The sequence below is a fragment of the Pseudactinotalea sp. HY158 genome, from assembly GCF_009660225.1.
In the GTDB taxonomy this organism is placed as follows: domain Bacteria; phylum Actinomycetota; class Actinomycetes; order Actinomycetales; family Beutenbergiaceae; genus HY158.
In genome coordinates this window covers 3,156,488-3,174,678 of the sequence record NZ_CP045920.1, presented here as the reverse complement: position 1 = coordinate 3,174,678, position 18,191 = coordinate 3,156,488, and the positions used below count along the sequence as shown (strand labels likewise).

Below are 18,191 nucleotides of genomic sequence, written 5' to 3'. Positions count from 1 at the left end.
GTATGGGACTCGAAGAAAAGCTTCCCTCCGGCTTCCTCCTGGGCAAGATCGAGGACCTGGTGGGATGGACGCGCTCCTCGTCGATGTGGCCGGTCACGTTCGGCCTCGCCTGCTGCGCGATCGAGATGATGGCCGCGGGCACACCGCGCTTCGACATCTCCCGCTACGGCATGGAGGTCTTCCGGGCCTCGCCGCGGCAGGCCGACCTGATGATCATCGCCGGGCGGGTCAGTCACAAGATGGCCCCGGTCATGCGCACCGTCTACGACCAGATGGCCGACCCCAAGTGGGTCATCGCGATGGGCGTCTGCGCCTCCTCGGGCGGGATGTTCAACAACTACGCCATCGTCCAGGGGGCCGACCACGTGCTCCCCGTCGACATCTACCTTCCCGGGTGCCCGCCGCGGCCCGAGATGCTCATCAACTCCATCCTCGAGCTGCACAAGCATGTGATCAAGGGCGCGCCCCTCGGCGCGCACCGGGAGGAGATCAGCCGCCAGGTCGAGGCCGCCGCGCTGCGCGCCACGCCGACCCACGAGATGAAGGGCCTGCTCGCGTGAGTACCGACAAGTCGCTCGCCGCCTCCGGAGGCGGCCAACTCGACCGGGCGCAGGCCGGACCGCTCGGGCTCATCCGTGAGCAGAAGGGCATGTTCGGCGTCCACGGCAGCGGGGACACCTCCGGCTTCGGAGGGCTCGAGCAGGCGGTCGCCCAGACCCCCGCGAGCGAGCGCCCGTACGGCGGCTACTTCGACGAGGTGGTCGACCTCCTCGCCGAGGCGCTGGCCGACGCGGGTGTCGACTTCGACGACGCCATCGAGCAGGTCGTGGTCTACCGCGGCGACCTGACCCTGACCGTCGCCCGGGAGCATCTGCAGCTCGTGGCCCGGCTCCTGCGCGACGAGCAGGACCTGCGCTTCGAGTTCTGCGTCGGCGTCAGCGGGGTGCACTACCCGGACGACCGGGGCCGGGAGCTCCACGCCTACTATCCGCTCAACTCGATCACCCACAACCGGCTCATCAACCTCGAGGTGACCGCCCCGGACGCGGACCCGCACGTCCCGTCCCTGTGCGAGATCTACCCGGCGAACAACTGGCACGAACGCGAGGTCTGGGACTTCTTCGGCCTCGTCTTCGACGGCCACCCCTCGCTCACCCGGATCCAGATGCCGGACGACTGGGTCGGACACCCGCAGCGCAAGGACTACCCCCTCGGTGGGATCCCCGTGGAGTACAAGGGGGCGACCATTCCCTCGCCCGACAACCGGAGGTCTTACAGCTGATGAGTACCACACCCCCGATGGCCACGGCCGGTGCCGGAGCTCCCGGCACCGAGGGCGTCCACGAGTTCACGGCCGAGGGCGGCGACTGGGACCAGATCGCGCTCGACGCCGAACGGTTGGCCGACGAGCGCATCGTCGTCAACATGGGGCCGCAGCACCCCTCGACCCACGGCGTGCTGCGCATCGTTCTGGAGATCGACGGTGAGACGGTCCGCGAGGCCCGGGCGGGAATCGGGTTCCTGCACACCGGTATCGAGAAGAACATGGAGTTCCGCACCTGGACCCAGGGCGTCACGTTCTGCACGCGCATGGACTATGTGGCGCCGTTCTTCCAGGAGGCCGCCTACTGCCTCGCGGTGGAGAAGGCCCTCGGGATCACGGACGACATCCCCGAACGGGCGACCCTCATCCGCGTGCTGGTCATGGAGCTCAACCGGATCTCCTCGCACTTCGTGGCGGCCGGAACCGGCGGGAACGAGCTCGGCGCCACCACGATGATGACGATCGGCTTCCGCGACCGTGAGGAGATCCTGCGGATCTTCGAGGCGATCACCGGACTGCGGATGAACCACGAGTACATCCGTCCCGGCGGCGTGGTCCAGGACCTGCCCCCCGGCCTGACCGCGATGGTGCGCGAGAAGCTGCCGCAGATCCTGCGGGGAATCAGCGAGCTCGAGAAGCTCACGCTGGAGCTTCCCATCTTCGTGGGACGGATGAAGGACGTCGGCGTGCTCGACCTGTCCGCGGCCACGGCCCTGGGCGCGACGGGACCGCTCATGCGCTCGGCGGGCCTCCCGTACGACCTGCGCAAGGCCCAGCCGTACTGCGGCTACGAGACCTACGACTTCGAGATCCCGACCGCCACCGGCGGAGACTCCTACGATCGGTACCTGGTCCGCTTCGCGGAGATGCGCGAATCGGTCAAGATCGTCGAGCAGGTGCTCGACCGGCTCGACGCGCAGGACCGCTCCGGCAAGCACCCGGTCATGGTCGCCGACAAGAAGATCGCCTGGCCGGCCCAGCTCGCGGTCGGCTCCGACGGTCAGGGCAACTCCCTCGAGTACATCCGCCACATCATGGGCGAGTCGATGGAGGCCCTCATCCACCACTTCAAGCTCGTGACCGAGGGCTTCCGGGTGCCGGCGGGCCAGGTCTACCAGCAGGTGGAACACCCGAAGGGCACGATGGGGGTCCACCTCGTCTCCGACGGCGGCACCCGCCCGTACCGGGTCCACTTCCGGGACCCGTCCTTCAACAACCTGCAGGCCCTGTCGATCATGTGCGAAGGCGGTTCGATCGCCGACGTGGTCGTCTCGGTCGCCTCGATCGACCCAGTGCTAGGGGGGGTGGACCGCTGATGTCCATCGAATATCACGGCTATCCTGAGGACGTCGACGCCCGGCTGCGGGCCGATTCCGCACAGATCATCGCCCGGTATCCCACGCCGCGCTCGGCCCTGCTGCCGATGCTCCACCTGGTCCAGGCCGAGGACGGCTACGTCTCCCCGGCCGGCATCGCCCTGTGCGCCGAGGTGCTCGGACTCTCCCGCGCCGACGTGAGCGCGGTGGCGACCTTCTACAGCCAGTACAAGCGCAAGCCGAACGGGGACTACACGGTCGGGGTGTGCACGAACACCCTGTGTGCGGTCATGGGCGGTGACGCGATCTTCGAGCGGATCTCGAGCCGGCTGGGCATCAGTCACGACGAGACGACCGAGGACGGGAAGATCACGCTCGAGCGGATCGAGTGCAACGCCGCCTGTGACTTCGCCCCGGTCGTCATGATCAACTGGGAGTTCTTCGACAACCAGACCCCCGAGGCGATCCTCGAGGTGGTCGACGCGATCCTCGACGGCAAGCCCGTGCAGCCCACCCGCGGAGCGGAGACCGTCGCGACCTTCAAGGAGGTCTCCCGGGTCCTCGCCGGCTTCGACGACGGCCGCGCGAACGAGGGCGTCGGCGCCGGTGCGGCCACGCTCGAGGGGCTCAAGCTCTCTCGGGAGCACGACTGGCACGCGCCGAAGCCCGAGCCGGGCCCGAACTCGAACGATGGAGGCCGGTCATGACCACTCTGACGCCCGTTCTCAGTGACATCTGGGATGCCGAGCGTTCCTGGACCCTGGAGACCTATTCGGCCCATCAGGGCTACGAGGCCTGGCGCACGGCGATCCACACCGAGCCGGCTCGGCTCATCGAGCTCGTCAAGGGCTCGGGGCTGCGCGGGCGCGGCGGTGCGGGCTTCCCGACCGGGCTCAAGTGGTCGTTCCTGCCGGCCCCGGACGGCGGCCCCCGCTATCTCGTGGTCAACGCCGACGAGGCCGAGCCGGGCACGTGCAAGGACATCCCGCTGCTGCTGGCCAACCCGCACTCCCTCATCGAGGGGATGGCGATCACGAGCTTCGCGATCGGCTCCAACCACGCGTTCATCTACCTGCGCGGCGAGGTCGTGCACGTGCACCGGCGCGTCATGAACGCGATCCGGGAGGCGCGCGAGGCCGGGCTGCTCGGCACGAACATCCTCGGCACCGGCTTCGACCTGGAGATCACGCTCCACGCGGGCGCGGGCGCCTACATCTGTGGGGAGGAGACCGCGCTGCTCGACTCCCTCGAGGGCCGACGCGGTCAGCCCCGTCTCAAGCCCCCGTTCCCGGCCGTCGCCGGTCTCGACGCACGGCCCACCGTGGTCAACAACGTCGAATCCATCGCCTCGGTCCCCGGGATCGTGCGGGAGGGGGACGGCTGGTTCGAGTCGATGGGCACGGGCAAGTCGACCGGCCACGGCCTCTTCTCGCTCTCGGGCCACGTGACCCGGCCCGGTCAGTTCGAGGCACCGCTCGGCATCACCCTGCGGGAGCTGCTCGAGCTCGCCGGCGGGATCCGCGACGGTCATCGGCTCAAGTTCTGGACGCCGGGTGGCTCCTCCACCCCGATCTTCACCGACGAGCACCTCGACGTCCCGCTCGACTTCGAATCGGTCGCCGCGGCCGGATCGATGCTCGGCACCCGGGCGCTCCAGATCTTCGACGAGACGACCTCGGTGGTCCGTGCGGTCTCCCGCTGGATCGACTTCTACGCCCACGAGTCGTGCGGCAAGTGCACCCCGTGCCGCGAGGGCACCTACTGGATGAAGCAGGTGCTCACCCGGCTCGAGGCGGGCCAGGGCCTCGAGGGGGACGTCGACCTGCTCCTCGACGTCGCCGGGAACATCGACGGCCGCTCCTTCTGCGCCCTCGGCGATGCCTCCGCCCAGCCGGTCAAGAGCGGTATCAAATACTTCCGTGAGGAGTTCGAGCAGGGCCTGCACACGCCGGCCCGTGAACTCTTCCCCTACGAGGCCAACGCCCTGTTCACCGAGGTCGCCCGATGACTGCCAGCCAGAACACGAACGCACCCGCCCCCGTCGAGGAGGTCGGCCTGACCATCGACGGCGTCGAGGTGAGCGTGCCCAAGGGCACCCTCATCATCCGCGCCGCCGAGCAGGCGGGCATCCACATCCCCCGGTTCTGCGACCACCCGCTGCTGGCGCCCGCCGGCGCCTGTCGCCAGTGCCTCGTGGACGTGGCGATGCCCGACCGGGAGGGGAACCTCCGGGCGATGCCGAAGCCGCAGACCTCGTGCACGATGACCGCCTCGCCCGGCATGGTCGTCAACACCCAGCACACCTCCGCCGTGGCCGACAAGGCCCAGCACGGCATGATCGAGTTCCTGCTCGTCAACCACCCGCTCGACTGCCCCGTCTGCGACAAGGGCGGCGAGTGCCCGCTGCAGAACCAGGCGATGAGCAACGGCAACGCCACGAGCCGGTACGCGGACGTCAAGCGCACGTTCCCGAAGCCGATCAAGATCTCCACCCAGATCCTGCTCGACCGCGACCGCTGCATCCTGTGCCAGCGCTGTACCCGCTTCCAGGACGAGATCGCCGGCGATCCCTTCATCGCGCTGCAGGGACGCGGCGGCGGGGCCCCGGGCCAGGAGGTGCACACCCTCCACGCCCAGCAGATCGGCACGTTCGACGAGGCGATCCTCGACATCGCCCCCCTCGAGGGCGCCCACACCGACCCCGCGCACACGAGCGAGGTCGTCGGCCCCGAGGGCATGGGCGGGATCACCGCCGGCATGATCCAGACCGTCGGCTCCGCCGAGGTGGACTCGACCGGACGCCCGTTCGCCTCCTACTTCTCCGGGAACACGATCCAGATCTGCCCGGTCGGTGCCCTGACGTCGGCGACCTACCGGTTCCGTTCGCGCCCCTTCGACCTCGTCTCCGTCGATTCGATCGCCGAGCACGACGGCTGCGGCTCCGCGATCCGGATCGACCACCGCCGCGGCACCGTCATGCGCCGCCTCTCCGGCGACGATCCGGGCGTGAACGAGGAGTGGATCACCGACAAGGACCGCTTCGCCTTCACGTGGCAGGCCGGCCCGGACGTGCTCACCACCCCGCTCGTGCGCAACGAGGAGACCGGCGAGCTCGAGGCCACCAGCTGGTCCGAGGCGATCCACCTCGCGGCCCGCGGGCTGCGCGGCGCCACCGATCGGGGCGTCGGACTGCTTCCCGGCGGGCGGCTCACCCTCGAGGAGTCCTACGCCTGGTCGAAGTTCGCACGGGTCGCCTTCGACACGAACGACATCGACTTCCGCTCCCGCGCCCACTCCGCCGAGGAGGCCGCGTTCCTCGGACACCACGTCGCCGGCTCCTCGATGGAGGTCACCTTCTCCGATATCGAGCGCGCCGGGCACGTGCTGCTCGTCGGACTCGAACCGGAGGAGGAGGCGGGCACGATCTTCCTCCGCCTCCGCAAGGGGATGCTCGCGGGCACGGTCTCGGTCTCCACGATCGCCCCGTTCGCGACCCGCGGCAGCACGAAGCTGCGCGCGCGCGTCCTCACCACCGGCCCCGGCGGCGAGGCCGCCGCACTGGCCTCACTGACCTCGCCGGCCGACGCGGGTGCCGCCGGTGCCGCCGGTGACACGGCCCAGGTCGCCGAGGCCCTCCGGGCCGACGGCGCCGTCATCCTCGTCGGCGAGCGGCTCGCGCTCAGCCCCGGCGGCTACACCGCGGCCCTCGCCCTCGCCCGTGCCACGGGCGCCCGGCTCGCCTGGGTCCCGCGCCGGGCCGGCGACCGCGGAGCGGTCGAGGCCGGACTGCTGCCGACCCTGCTCCCCGGGGGCGGCCCGTCGCCGACGCGGAGGCGCGCATCGACGTCGCCGCCGCCTGGTCGGTGCCCGAGCTCCCCGAGCGCCCGGGCCGCGACACCGAGCAGATCCTCGCGGCCGCCGGCTCCGGCGACCTGGGAGGACTCGTGGTCGGCGGACTCGACCTGGCCGACCTGCCCGATCCCGCCGCCGCCGAGCGGGCGTTCGCGAACGCCGGCTTCGTGGTCCAGCTCGAGGTGCGACGCACCCAGATCAGCGCCTACGCGGACGTCGTGCTCCCCGTCGCCGCCCCGACCCAGAAGTCCGGCACCTTCCTCAACTGGGAGGGACGCCCCCGGCCGTTCGGTCAGGTCTTCCCCACGAGCATGCGCAGCGACGCCGGCGTGATCGACATGATCGGCGCGGCGATGGAGCTGGACCTGGGCACCGACGAGCTGGACTCGATCCACCGCGAACTCACCGGCTTCGCCGGCTGGGACGGCGCCCGGATCGACGCGCCCCAGGTCGCCGCCCCCGCCGCCGAACCGGTCGGCCCACCGGCCGGCGGCGGAGGCCACGTGCTGGCCACGTGGCGGATGATGCTCGACGCCGGGTCGGGGCAGGACGGCGAGCCGTACCTCGCGGGCACGGCCCACCGGCCCGTCGTGCGCATCTCGCCGGCCACGGCCGATGCGCTCGGCGTCGGTCTCGACAGCCGCGTGACCGTCACCGGCCCGTCCGGGCAGATCACGCTGCCGGTGCTGCCCACCGCGATGCCCGACCACGTCGTGTGGGTGCCGATGCACTCGCCGGGATCGTCGGTCTACCGGATGCTCGGAGTCGCCGCCGGCGCCGAGGTCGCCCTCGCTGCCGCAGCGGACACCCTCGAGGAGGAATCCCGATGATGAACCTGGCCCCGATCCTGGCGCAGGCCCCCCGCGGTGCCGACTTCAGCAATGACACGGTGCTCGTGTCGCTGATCAAGGCCGTGTGCATCCTGCTGTTCCTGTTGTTGTCGGTGCTGCTGGCCCTGTGGTTCGAGCGACGCCTCATCGGCCGGTTCCAGCAGCGCCTCGGGCCCAACGTGCGCGGGCCCTTCGGCCTCGTGCAGTCGATCCCCGACGCGCTCAAGCTCGTGCTCAAGGAGGACATCACCGTCAAGGCGGCGGACAAGGTGATCTACATCATCGCGCCGCTCATCTCGGTGGTCTCCGCCTTCCTCATCTTCGCCGTCATCCCGTTCGGCCCGGAGCGGGAGATCTTCGGCGTGACCACGCCGCTCCAGCTGACCGACATGCCGGTCGCGGTGCTCTACATCCTCGCGATCGCGGCCCTCGGGGTCTACGGGATCGTCCTCGGAGGCTGGTCCTCCGGGTCGACCTACCCGCTCCTCGGGGCGGTGCGCTCGACCGCGCAGGTCATCTCCTACGAGCTCGGCATGGGCCTCTCGCTCGTGAGCGTGTTCATCGTCTCCGGCTCGATGTCGACGTCGGAGATCGTCGCCTCCCAGACGGGGGAGAACGGCGGCGCATGGTGGGCGATCGCGCTCTTCCCGGCCTTCGTCGTCTACATCATCTCGATGGTCGGCGAGACGAACCGGCTGCCCTTCGACCTCCCCGAGGCCGAGGGCGAGCTCGTCGGCGGCTTCCAGACCGAGTACTCCTCGATGAAGTTCGCCTGGTTCTACCTGGCCGAGTACATCAACATGATGAACGTCTCCGCGATCGCCACCACGCTGTTCCTCGGCGGCTGGCACGCGCCGTTCCCGTTCAACTACTTCAGCTGGGCCGAGGTCGGGATCATGCCGGTCGTCTGGTTCCTCGTCAAGCTCTGGCTGCTCATGGGCTTCTTCGTGTGGCTGCGCGGAACGCTGCTGCGCTTCCGCTACGACCAGTTCATGAACCTCGGCTGGAAGATCCTCATCCCGATCGCCCTCGCATGGGTGGTCATCGTGTCCGTCTACCAGGGCGTCATCCAGTTCGGCAGCCTCGACCTGGACGGCCGGCTCGGACCGCTCCCGCTGCGCACGTGGATCATCATCGCGGCCGGTGTGCTGCTCATCCTCGCCTTCGCGCTCCTCGCGAAGGAGCCCCGCCGGGTGCTCGAGTCCGTCAACGCCGAGCCCGCCGAACCCGAGGAGTTCGACGCGTTCGCCGGCGGCTACCCGGTGCCACCGCTGCCCGGGCAGCAGCTGCCGCCGTCCCCACGCCGCGCCAAGGTGACGGCCCCCGCTGGAGAGAAGGAGACCGACGATGTCTGAGCAGACTCCCGATCCGTCCGCCGAGCACTCGCAGGTGACCCCCAGGCCCTGGGCGGGTGTTCCCGGGCGGGACGCCGCGGAGCTCGTCGGCGACCCGAACACGGGTCCGGTGGGTCAGACCCTCGCACCGGTCGCCGGCTTCGGCGTGACGTTCTCCACCCTGTTCCGGCACACCGCCACCGAGCAGTACCCGTTCGAGAAGGTCCCGACCGAGCCGCGCTACCACGGCCGGCACATGCTCAACCGTCACCCCGACGGGCTCGAGAAGTGCATCGGCTGTGAGCTGTGCGCCTGGGCCTGCCCGGCGGATGCGATCTACGTCGAGGCCGGCAACAACACGCCCGACGCGCAGTACGCGCCGGGCGAGCGGTACGGGCGCACGTACCAGATCAACTACCTGCGGTGCATCTTCTGCGGCCTGTGCATCGAGGCCTGCCCCACCCGGGCCCTGACGATGAGCAACGAGTTCGAGCTCGCCGGCCAGACCCGGGCGGAGATGATCTACACCAAGGACGAGCTGCTCGCGCCGCTGCGGGACGGCATGCTCGCCGCCCCCCACCCGATGGTCGAGGGCACGACCGATGTCGACTACTACAAGGGCGAGGTGACCGGCCCGACCCGATCCCAGGTGGACTGGGTCCGCGAGCACCGCCCCCACGACGAGACCCTCGACTCGGCCGCGGCCGCCGCCGCGCGGGCCGAGTCCAGCACTCACTCACCCGCGGGAGGTACCCGGTGACCGAGCCACTGACGTTGTCCACGGGAGAGGGGGTGGTCTTCTGGATCCTCGCCCCCCTCATGGTGATCGGCGCGCTCGGGCTGATCTTCAGCAAGCGGATCGTGCACATCGCGGTCGCGGTCGCCGGCGTGATGATCGGCCTCGCCGTGCTCTACACCGCGAACGAGGCGCCGTTCCTCGGCGTGGCCCAGGTGGTCGTGTACACCGGCGCCGTGATGATGCTGTTCCTGTTCGTCATCATGCTCATCGGCGTCGACTCGAGCGAGTCCCTCACCGAGACCCTCACCGGCCAGCGCTGGTGGGCGGTGCTCGCCGGGGTGGGCACGCTCATCCTGCTCATCGCTGTCACCACGCGGGCGAGCCTGCCCGAACCGGTCGGGCTGGCCGCGGCGAACGCCGACGGCAACCCGGTCGGGGTCGCGCGGCTCATCTTCTCCGAGTTCGTGTTCCCGTTCGAGTTGACCGGGGCCCTGCTCATCACGGCGGCCCTCGGGGCCATCACGCTCACGCACCGGCTCCGGCTCACCGAGAAGGTCGGCCAGCCCGAGTTGGCGAGCGCCCGGATGCGGGCCTACGGCGCCGGGGAGTCCTCCGGCACGATCACCGTGCGGCCCGGACCGGGGGTCTACGCCCGCCACAACTCGGCGGACATGCCGGCGATCGACGCCGCGGGCCGGCCCGTGGACGAGTCGGTCTCCTCCGTGCTGCGGGTCCGCGGCCAGTTCGCCACCCCGCCGCAGCGGCTCGAACTCGGCCGCGGCAGCGCGACCGAGGTCTCGGAGCTCGAGGACGTGAGTGAGTTCCCGGTGAACACCGAGACGGAGGAGACCCGCCCATGAGCATGCTCAACTACCTGGTGCTCTCGGGCATCCTGTTCACCATCGGCACCGTCACGGTGCTCGTGCGGCGCAACGCGATCGTGGCGTTCATGGGTGTCGAACTCATGCTCAATGCGGCCAACCTCATGCTCATCGCGTTCGCCCGCATCCACGGCGACCTTCGCGGTGAGGTGATCGCGTTCTTCGTCATGGTCGTCGCCGCGGCCGAGGTGGTCATCGGCCTCGCGATCATCGTGTCCATCTTCCGATCCCGGGTGTCGGCGTCGCTCGACGACGTCAGCCTCCTGAAGAACTAGGGGAATACACGTGGACCTCGTCAATGCCTCCTGGCTGCTCATCGCCATTCCCCTGGTGAGCGCCGGCCTCCTGCTCCTGCTGGGGCGCGCCGCCGATTCGTGGGGCCACTGGCTCGGCGTTCTCGCCTCCGGTGCCTCCGGTGTCCTGGCCATCGCGCTGCTGATCGACTTCCTCGGTCGCGCGCCGGCCGACCGTGCGGTCGACGTGCACCTGTACGACTGGATCACGGGCTCCGCTCTCAACGTCTCCGCCGGGCTGCGGATCGACACGCTGTCGATCTCGTTCATGCTCCTGGTCACGTTCGTGGGCACGCTCATCCACATCTACTCGGTCGCGTACATGAAGGACGACGTCGCTCGCCGACGCTTCTTCGCCTACCTCAACCTGTTCGTCGCGTCGATGCTCATCCTCGTGATGGCGGACTCCTACGCGTTCCTCTTCCTCGGCTGGGAGGGCGTCGGCGTCGCCTCCTACCTGCTCATCGGGTTCTGGAATCAGCGGACGGAGTACGCGGTCGCCGCGAAGAAGGCGTTCGTGATGAACCGCGTCGGCGACATGGGCATGCTCGTCGGCATGATGGTGCTGTTCGCGACCATCGGCGCCGTCGACTTCGAGACTGTCTTCGACGCCGCGGCCGGGACGAACGAGGGCGTGCTCACGTTCGCGGGCATCGCCTTCCTCATCGGGGCCTGCGGCAAGTCCGCCCAGTTCCCGCTGCAGGCCTGGCTGGGAGACGCGATGGCCGGCCCGACGCCGGTCTCGGCCCTCATCCACGCCGCCACGATGGTCACCGCCGGCGTCTACCTCGTGGTGCGCTCCGGCCCGATCTTCGAGGGGGCGCCCGCCGCCCAGCTCGTCGTCGTCATCGTCGGTGCGATCACGCTGCTGTTCGGGGCGATCGTCGGTTGCGCGAAGGACGACCTGAAGAAGGCGCTCGCCGCCTCGACGATGAGCCAGATCGGCTACATGATGCTCGCCGCCGGGCTCGGCCCGATCGGCTACGCGTTCGCGATCTTCCACCTGATCACCCACGGCTTCTTCAAGGCCGGCCTCTTCCTCGGATCCGGGTCGGTCATGCACGGCATGAACGACGTCGTGAACATGCGCGGGTTCGGTGGCCTGAGCCGGTACATGAAGATCACCTGGATCACGTTCGGGGCCGGCTGGCTGGCCATCATCGGCTTCCCCGGCCTGAGCGGATTCTGGTCGAAGGACAAGATCATCGAGGCCGCGTTCGTCGGCGAGGGCTGGCAGCCCTGGGTCTTCGGCGGCGTCGCGCTCCTGGGCGCGGGGATCACCGCCTTCTACATGTCGCGGCTCTTCTTCATGACCTTCCACGGCAAGGAGCGCTTCAACGACGGGCGCAACGGGCTTCCCGGCCCGGAGCAGCACCCGCACGAGTCCCCGGCGCTCATGACGATCCCGATGATCATCCTCGCGATCGGCTCGGTCGGACTCGGAGCGTTCCTCGCGATCGGCGACCGGTTCTCCACCTGGCTCGCGCCGGTGACCGGGCCGGTCGAGCATCACGAGCCGGTGCTGTCCGTGCCGGTGATCACCACCGCCACGCTCGTGCTCGTGGCCATCGGGGTGTTCCTGGCCTGGCGCCAGTACGCCGCGAACGAGGTGCCGATCGCGCCGCCCGTCGGCAGCGTGCTCACCCGCGCCGCCCGGGTCGACCTTCACCAGGACGACGTGAACGAGGCCCTCGTCGGGCGTCCGGGCCTGCACCTGACCCGCACGCTCGTCTACGCCGATGGCGCCGTCGTCGACGGGGCCGTGCGCGGCCTCGGATCCGGCACGGTGGGCTGGGGCGAACGGCTCCGGCGCCTCCAGAACGGTTATGTCCGCAGCTACAGCGCACTCATGGCCGTCGGGGTCGTCGCCTCCCTCGTCGTCGTGCTCGCGATCCGGTACTGAGCAGGAGAATCACGGATGCCCACACAGATTGCCGGACAGTCGATTCTGACTCTCCTCATCCTCGTCCCCGCGGTCGTCGCGCTGCTCATCTGGGCCGTGCGACCCCTGCGGGCCGCAGCCCGCCCGATCGCCCTGGTCACCTCCGTCGTCGTGCTCGCGGGCGCCGGGTGGCTCGCGGGCGGCTTCGACATCGCGAACGCCTCGACGCCCCAGTTCACGCAGGTGGCCGAGTGGATCCCGGCCTTCGGCGCCTCCTACGCCGTCGGGGTCACCGGCCTCGGCCTCGTCATGGTGCTGCTCGCCGCGCTGCTCGTGCCGATCGTCATCCTCTCCGCCTGGAACGAGGTGACCCTCCCCGAGGGGGTCACCGCCAAGGCAGCGCTCGACTATCGCCGGGCCAGTTACATGGCGCTCATCCTCGTGCTCGAGGCGCTCATGATCGCGATCTTCGTCGCGCAGGACGTGTTCTTCTTCTACATCCTGTTCGAGGCGATCCTCATCCCGATCTACTTCATGATCGGTTCCTACGGCGGGCCGAACCGCCGCAGCGCCGCGATCAAGTTCCTCGTCTACTCGCTCGCGGGCGGGCTCATCATGCTCGTCGGCGTCATCGCGCTGTACTTCCAGACCGACCAGGGCCCGAGCGCCTTCCTGCTCGAGAACGTCACGAACGCGGTGGGCGGGGACGCGACGCTGCAGATGTGGCTCTTCCTCACGTTCTTCGTGGCGTTCGCGATCAAGGCGCCGATGGTTCCGGTGCACACGTGGCTGCCCGACAGCGCCGCCCAGGCACCTCCGGGCACCTCCACGCTGCTCGTCGGCGTCCTCGACAAGGTGGGCACGTTCGGGATGATCGTGCTGTGCCTGCCGATCTTCCCGGACGCCTCGAAGGCGGCCGCCCCGGTGATCATCGTGCTCGCGGTCATCGCGATCATCTACGGCGGGATCGTGGCGATCGGGCAGACGGACGTCATGCGGATGATCGCGTTCAGCTCGGTCAGCCACTTCGGCTTCATCGTGCTGGGCATCTTCGTGGGCACCACCACCGCCCTGAGCGGGGCGATGATCTACATGGTCGCCCACGGCCTCTCGATCGCCGGACTCTTCCTCATCTCCGGCTTCCAGACCCAGCGCGGGGGAACCCAGCTCATGGACTCCTACGGGGGCATGCAGCGCATCACCCCGATCATCGCCGGCACCTGGCTCATCTCCGGATTCGCCTCGCTCGCGCTCCCCGGCCTGTCCGGCTTCGTGCCCGAGTACCAGGTGCTGCTCGGCTCCTTCCAGAACGCCGTCTGGATCGGGATCGCGGCCGTCATCGGCATCGTGCTCTCGGCGCTGTACATCCTCATGTCCTATCAACGCATCTACACCGGTCCACCGAACGAGAAGTACCGCGGGATGCCGGATCTGGACGGCCGGGAGAAGACCGTCGCGGGGGTCCTCATCGCGGCGATGCTCTTCCTGGGCTTCTATCCGGCGCCCGTTCTCGATGCGGTCAACCCCATCGCTGACACTCTCGCCCAGATCATCGGGAGCGCTTCATGAATCCGTTGCAGTCCACATTCGTCGCCCCGCACATCGACTGGGCGGCGCTCGCACCGATCGTCATCGTCTTCGCCGCAGCGGTCGCCTCGGTGCTCGTGGAGGCCTTCGTGCCGCGTGCGCACCGTCGGCTCGCCCAGGTGGGACTGTCCGTCGTCGCGATGGGCGCGGCCCTCGTGGCCGTCGTGTGGCGCTGGACCGAGGTGAGCATCCAGGGCCCGCAGGAGCTCGTGGCCGGCGCCATCCACGAGGATCCGGCCGGGCTCTTCGGCCAGGGGCTCGTGCTCGTCATGTCGTTCCTCGCGCTGCTCATCCTCGCCGACAGGGTCGGGGGCGAGGACTTCTTCGCCCCGACCGCGGCCGCGATCCCGGGCTCCCAGTACGAGGAGCAGGCCCGCCGTGCCGGTCTCGTGCAGACCGAGGTCTACCCGCTCACGCTGTTCGCCGTCCTCGGCCTCATGGTGTTCACGGTCGCGGCGGACCTGCTGACGATGTTCATCGCCCTCGAGGTGCTGTCGCTGCCGCTGTACCTGCTCTCGGGTCTCGCCCGTAGGCGCCGACTCGTGTCGCAGGAGGCCTCGCTCAAGTACTTCCTGCTCGGCGCGTTCTCCTCGGCGTTCTTCCTCATGGGCCTCGCGCTGCTCTACGGCTACTCGGGCTCGATCCGGCTCTCCGAGATCGCGACCGCCGTCCCGCAGATGGTCGGGATGGACGGGCTCCTGCTCGCCGGGAGCGTGCTCGTGCTCATCGGGCTGCTGTTCAAGGTGGCCGCCGTGCCCTTCCACTCGTGGACCCCGGACGTCTACCAGGGCGCACCGACCCCGATCACGGGCTTCATGGCGGCCGGCGTCAAGATCGCCGCATTCGGCGCGATCCTGCGGTTCGTCTACGTCGTCACCCCGGGCATCCAGTGGGACCTGGCCCCGTTCCTGTGGACGATCGCGATCCTCACGATGATCGTGGGCACCGTGCTCGCGCTCGTCCAGACCGACATGAAGCGGATCCTCGCGTACTCCGCGATCGCCCACGCGGGATTCGTGCTGCTCGGCGTCATCTCCCTCGAGCAGTCGGGGATCGGCGCGGTGCTCTTCTACCTGCTCGCCTACGGACTGGCCACCGTCGGCGCCTTCGGCCTCGTGGCCATGGTGCGCAACCGGAACGCGGACGGCACGGTCACGAGCGAGGCCGGGCACCTGTCGCAGTGGGCCGGACTCGGTCGCCGCAGCCCGCTGCTCGCGCTGGCCATGACGCTGTTCCTGCTGTCGTTCGCCGGGATCCCGCTCACCTCGGGCTTCATCGGGAAGTTCACGGTCTTCAGTTCGGCGATCGACGGCGGCGCCTGGCCGCTCGTCGTGGTGGCGATCATCGCCTCGGCCGCCTCGGCGTTCTTCTACATCCGTATCATCGTGCTCATGTTCTTCACGGAGCCGGCAGGTGAGCACACGACGGTGGTCGCGCCCGAGGGCATGGCCCAGGTGGCGATCGCGGTCTGCGCGATCGGGACCGTCGCCCTGGGAATCGTCCCGCAGGGCGTGCTCGACCTCACCGCGCAGGCGTCGAAGTTCCTGCTGTGACCTCGTCCCTGCCCCTCGGCGATGAGGCCCTCGAAGGCCTCATCGCCGGCGAACTGGACCGGATCGAGGCCCGGTTGGCCCACGAGGCGCGCAGCACGCACCCGATCATCGCCGACGCCTCCGGGCACCTGATGAGCGCGGGGGGCAAGCGGCTGCGGCCGGTGCTCGTCATGCTCACCTCCCAGCTCGGCAGCGGGATCGACGAGGCGGTGCGGCAGGCCGCCGTGGCCACCGAGCTCACCCATCTGGCCACGCTCTACCACGACGACGTCATGGACTCGGCTCCGCTTCGCCGGGGCGCTCCGAGCGCGCACGAGGTGTGGGGCAACTCCGTCGCGATCCTCGTCGGGGACCTGCTCTTCGCCCGCGCCTCGCAGCTCGTCTCCGAGCTCGGCCCCGTCGCCGTGCGGATCCAGGCCGACGCGTTCGAACGGCTCGTGCTCGGTCAGCTGCACGAGACCCTCGGCCCGGGGGCGGACGACGACCCGATCGCGCACTATCTGCGCGTGCTCGCCGACAAGACCGGCTCCCTCATCTCGGCCTCCGCCCACTACGGAGCCCTGTTCGCGGGCGCCGACGCGGAGATCATCGCCGCCGTCGTCGCCTATGGGGAGAAGGTCGGCGTCGCGTTCCAGCTCGCGGACGACGTGATCGACCTGATCTCCGACGCCGAGGTCACCGGCAAGACCCCGGGCACGGACCTGCGCGAAGGCGTGGCCACGATGCCCGTGCTGCTGCTGCGCGCCCAGGCCGCGCGCGGAGAGATCGATGCCGCCGGCACCGACATCCTCACCGCCCTCGAGGGCGACCTGAGCGACGACGCGTCACTGGCGGCCGCCCTCGATGCGCTCCGCGCGCACCCGATCCTGGACGAGTCGCGGGAGCTGGCGCGCCAGTGGGCCGCGGATGCGGTCGCCGAACTCGCGCCCCTGCCGGAGGGCCCCGCCAAGGACGCCCTGACGAGCTTCGCGGGCCTCCTGGTCGACCGCCTCGCCTGACTGTCGTCGCTGATAAACGCATACGAAGTCCAAACGACTGCAGGGTGGCTTCCGTATTGCTAGGGTATGTGCCACCCAACGAGGGGTGCGGTACGTTTAAAGGGGATAGGTACATGTTGAACTCGAGACTTGGTGAGTTGGTGTCGGCATTGGCGCTTGCATCACTTGCCATCAGTGCGCCCTCGGTGGGCAAGAGCAGTTCGGATGCGAGTGCCGGTTTCACCAGTGCGTTCTCGGAGGTCGAAGCTGCTGGCGGATCCGTCGTAGTCGATGACGAGGGGAGTGTGCGGCTGCGTGTCGAGGGATCGCTGGACCTCCTCCTAGTCAGTGATGCGGCCGTTCAAGGGACGGAGGAGGGAGGACTCAAGGTGGAGCTCGATGGCATCGAGCCAGACTCGACGCTTGTCGTGATGCCGGACGTGCCCAAGGCGGATGTCTTGGCCTACGTCAGCGATGCGCTTGGCGGCGCGACGCCCGAACCGAACCCTGAGTCTGGACCGGCTTCTGAGCCGTTCGCCACTCTTCAGTACGGCTGTGGCAGCTCGAGGACCTTCACGGCTACCGTCGGGATGACCTCGTGGGGGAATGCGATCAATCTCGGATGCAGCATTGCGGGATCGCCCGGCCACAAGACTACGTACGCTTGGCAGGTGAATCCCTCCTCGTACGGAAGCGCCTGCGTGGCCGTTGCCGGCTGGGTGACGACGCAGGGCGCGCCCGGGCAGCCCCCGGTGACTGTGCAGCATTTCTACCCCGCAGGATGCGGCAACAGTAGTGCGGGCCTCGTGGGCTACACGGTTCCGTGGGGCAATGTCTGGGCTATTCCGAAGTTCAAGGTTCGCAACCCGGGAACTGTGGGTGTGACCGGAGTGGTGATGGGCTGACGCATGTTTCCTGAAAATGAGAGGTCCGAGATGTCTACGCGCCACAGCAACGATGACCGTCCACGCTCCGCAATCGTCGAGTGGCTCGCTGATGGACGGAGGATGATCGGGGTCGCGGCAGTGCTGCTTGTGGTCAGCGCCTTGATCAACGTGTTCTCAGTCAATGTTCCCTTGCTGTTCGTGGGTGATGATTCCAGCTTCCGGATCACCAATATCCTCGACGTGATCGCGGGCGGCTTCCTCCGCCCGGCCGGCATCGCCTGTCTGGTTGTTGGGCTGCTACGCCTGAAGTAGGACACGAAGTAGAGCGAGTGCGAGGCGGCGCTGCAACCATTGCCGCGCCGCCTCACGCCGTGGAGGAAGCAGTCGTTGACCTGGGCCCAGGATCAGCCCGCCGAACGCGTTGGAGCCCGTGCTATCGGCGACGATCGGACCCGTCGTCTCACACCATCGCCGCAGCGGTGCGTGCCGAACCTCCGACGCCTTGTGGGTGTCGGGTTGCTCGAGTGCGCTCGTGGGCGAAGGTCCCGCGTATGAAGTCTCTCGTGGATCACCTTGATCGGCCGGTGGGCGGGGAGCACGCATTCGTAGGAGGCCCCGGGGTGGTGACCGAGATTACGAGCCTGGGAATGGATGTCCATGCTCGTACGGTGCGGGCGGCCGCGATCGATGAGAGCACGGGGAGTCGATCTAGCGAGCCGTACCCGCCGACGTAGCG

16 protein-coding genes and 2 pseudogenes are annotated in these 18,191 nt (G+C 69.0%); all 18 read left to right on the top strand.

Going from position 1 to position 18,191, the window contains the following annotated elements:
• Positions 1-2 precede the first annotated feature (2 nt).
• Complete coding sequence (locus GCE65_RS14000; RefSeq protein WP_152909708.1) at positions 3-560, top strand: NADH-quinone oxidoreductase subunit B family protein; 558 nt, start codon at positions 3-5, stop codon at positions 558-560.
• A complete protein-coding gene (locus tag GCE65_RS13995) occupies positions 557-1,282 on the top strand; it encodes an NADH-quinone oxidoreductase subunit C (RefSeq protein WP_153878807.1) in 726 nt (241 codons plus the stop codon). Before GCE65_RS14000 ends, GCE65_RS13995 begins: the two co-directional genes overlap by 4 nt.
• Complete coding sequence (locus GCE65_RS13990; RefSeq protein WP_152909709.1) at positions 1,282-2,640, top strand: NADH-quinone oxidoreductase subunit D; 1,359 nt, start codon at positions 1,282-1,284, stop codon at positions 2,638-2,640. The genes GCE65_RS13995 and GCE65_RS13990 overlap by 1 nt, the downstream gene beginning before the upstream one ends.
• The gene (gene nuoE / locus GCE65_RS13985) at positions 2,640-3,347 is read left to right on the top strand and encodes an NADH-quinone oxidoreductase subunit NuoE (RefSeq protein ID WP_152909710.1); all 708 of its coding nucleotides are present in this window, start codon (positions 2,640-2,642) and stop codon (positions 3,345-3,347) included. Before GCE65_RS13990 ends, nuoE begins: the two co-directional genes overlap by 1 nt.
• Positions 3,344-4,648, top strand: coding sequence for an NADH-quinone oxidoreductase subunit NuoF (gene nuoF, locus GCE65_RS13980; protein WP_152909711.1), 1,305 nt, complete (start codon positions 3,344-3,346; stop codon positions 4,646-4,648). Before nuoE ends, nuoF begins: the two co-directional genes overlap by 4 nt.
• Positions 4,645-6,399, top strand: a pseudogene (locus GCE65_RS13975) (NADH-quinone oxidoreductase subunit G); the annotation flags it as partial. The gene nuoF and the pseudogene GCE65_RS13975, both read left to right, overlap by 4 nt.
• A gap of 104 nt (positions 6,400-6,503) precedes the next feature.
• Positions 6,504-6,740 (top strand): annotated as a pseudogene (locus GCE65_RS17140) (hypothetical protein); the annotation flags it as partial.
• Positions 6,741-6,803: 63 nt separating this feature from the next.
• Complete coding sequence (locus GCE65_RS17135) at positions 6,804-7,322, top strand: molybdopterin dinucleotide binding domain-containing protein (protein WP_194928721.1); 519 nt, start codon at positions 6,804-6,806, stop codon at positions 7,320-7,322.
• Complete coding sequence (gene nuoH / locus GCE65_RS13965) at positions 7,319-8,677, top strand: NADH-quinone oxidoreductase subunit NuoH (protein WP_370460133.1); 1,359 nt, start codon at positions 7,319-7,321, stop codon at positions 8,675-8,677. Before GCE65_RS17135 ends, nuoH begins: the two co-directional genes overlap by 4 nt.
• Positions 8,670-9,416, top strand: a complete 747-nt coding sequence (nuoI, locus tag GCE65_RS13960) for an NADH-quinone oxidoreductase subunit NuoI (RefSeq protein ID WP_152909713.1) — start codon at positions 8,670-8,672, stop codon at positions 9,414-9,416. Before nuoH ends, nuoI begins: the two co-directional genes overlap by 8 nt.
• Entirely contained in the window at positions 9,413-10,255 is an 843-nt protein-coding gene (locus GCE65_RS13955) for an NADH-quinone oxidoreductase subunit J (RefSeq protein ID WP_153878804.1), read from the top strand. The genes nuoI and GCE65_RS13955 overlap by 4 nt, the downstream gene beginning before the upstream one ends.
• Positions 10,252-10,551 (top strand): NADH-quinone oxidoreductase subunit NuoK, encoded by a 300-nt coding sequence (gene nuoK, locus GCE65_RS13950; protein ID WP_152909714.1) that lies wholly within the window; start codon positions 10,252-10,254, stop codon positions 10,549-10,551. Before GCE65_RS13955 ends, nuoK begins: the two co-directional genes overlap by 4 nt.
• A 4-nt stretch (positions 10,552-10,555) precedes the next feature.
• Positions 10,556-12,472, top strand: coding sequence for an NADH-quinone oxidoreductase subunit L (nuoL, locus tag GCE65_RS13945; protein WP_153878803.1), 1,917 nt, complete (start codon positions 10,556-10,558; stop codon positions 12,470-12,472).
• Between the two features lie 15 nt (positions 12,473-12,487).
• Entirely contained in the window at positions 12,488-14,020 is a 1,533-nt protein-coding gene (locus tag GCE65_RS13940; RefSeq protein WP_153878802.1) for an NADH-quinone oxidoreductase subunit M, read from the top strand.
• Positions 14,017-15,591 (top strand): NADH-quinone oxidoreductase subunit NuoN, encoded by a 1,575-nt coding sequence (gene nuoN / locus GCE65_RS13935; protein WP_153878801.1) that lies wholly within the window; start codon positions 14,017-14,019, stop codon positions 15,589-15,591. The genes GCE65_RS13940 and nuoN overlap by 4 nt, the downstream gene beginning before the upstream one ends.
• Complete coding sequence (locus tag GCE65_RS13930; RefSeq protein WP_153878800.1) at positions 15,588-16,589, top strand: polyprenyl synthetase family protein; 1,002 nt, start codon at positions 15,588-15,590, stop codon at positions 16,587-16,589. The genes nuoN and GCE65_RS13930 overlap by 4 nt, the downstream gene beginning before the upstream one ends.
• 113 nt (positions 16,590-16,702) lie before the next feature.
• Positions 16,703-17,473, top strand: a complete 771-nt coding sequence (locus tag GCE65_RS13925) for a hypothetical protein (RefSeq protein ID WP_153878799.1) — start codon at positions 16,703-16,705, stop codon at positions 17,471-17,473.
• 30 nt (positions 17,474-17,503) lie between these two features.
• Positions 17,504-17,767 (top strand): hypothetical protein, encoded by a 264-nt coding sequence (locus GCE65_RS13920; RefSeq protein ID WP_153878798.1) that lies wholly within the window; start codon positions 17,504-17,506, stop codon positions 17,765-17,767.
• Positions 17,768-18,191: the final 424 nt, after the last annotated feature.

What these genes read in the sequence shown, in the direction of transcription:
- GCE65_RS14000 (WP_152909708.1), top strand. Translation starts at nt 3, where the DNA reads ATGGGACTCGAAGAAAAGCTTCCCTCCGGCTTCCTCCTGGGCAAGATC.
- GCE65_RS13990 (WP_152909709.1), top strand. Translation starts at nt 1,282, where the DNA reads ATGAGTACCACACCCCCGATGGCCACGGCCGGTGCCGGAGCTCCCGGC.
- nuoE (WP_152909710.1), top strand. Translation starts at nt 2,640, where the DNA reads ATGTCCATCGAATATCACGGCTATCCTGAGGACGTCGACGCCCGGCTG.
- nuoF (WP_152909711.1), top strand. Translation starts at nt 3,344, where the DNA reads ATGACCACTCTGACGCCCGTTCTCAGTGACATCTGGGATGCCGAGCGT.
- GCE65_RS17135 (WP_194928721.1), top strand. Translation starts at nt 6,804, where the DNA reads ATGCGCAGCGACGCCGGCGTGATCGACATGATCGGCGCGGCGATGGAG.
- nuoH (WP_370460133.1), top strand. Translation starts at nt 7,319, where the DNA reads ATGATGAACCTGGCCCCGATCCTGGCGCAGGCCCCCCGCGGTGCCGAC.
- nuoI (WP_152909713.1), top strand. Translation starts at nt 8,670, where the DNA reads ATGTCTGAGCAGACTCCCGATCCGTCCGCCGAGCACTCGCAGGTGACC.
- nuoK (WP_152909714.1), top strand. Translation starts at nt 10,252, where the DNA reads ATGAGCATGCTCAACTACCTGGTGCTCTCGGGCATCCTGTTCACCATC.
- GCE65_RS13940 (WP_153878802.1), top strand. Translation starts at nt 12,488, where the DNA reads ATGCCCACACAGATTGCCGGACAGTCGATTCTGACTCTCCTCATCCTC.
- nuoN (WP_153878801.1), top strand. Translation starts at nt 14,017, where the DNA reads ATGAATCCGTTGCAGTCCACATTCGTCGCCCCGCACATCGACTGGGCG.
- GCE65_RS13925 (WP_153878799.1), top strand. Translation starts at nt 16,703, where the DNA reads ATGTTGAACTCGAGACTTGGTGAGTTGGTGTCGGCATTGGCGCTTGCA.
- GCE65_RS13920 (WP_153878798.1), top strand. Translation starts at nt 17,504, where the DNA reads ATGTCTACGCGCCACAGCAACGATGACCGTCCACGCTCCGCAATCGTC.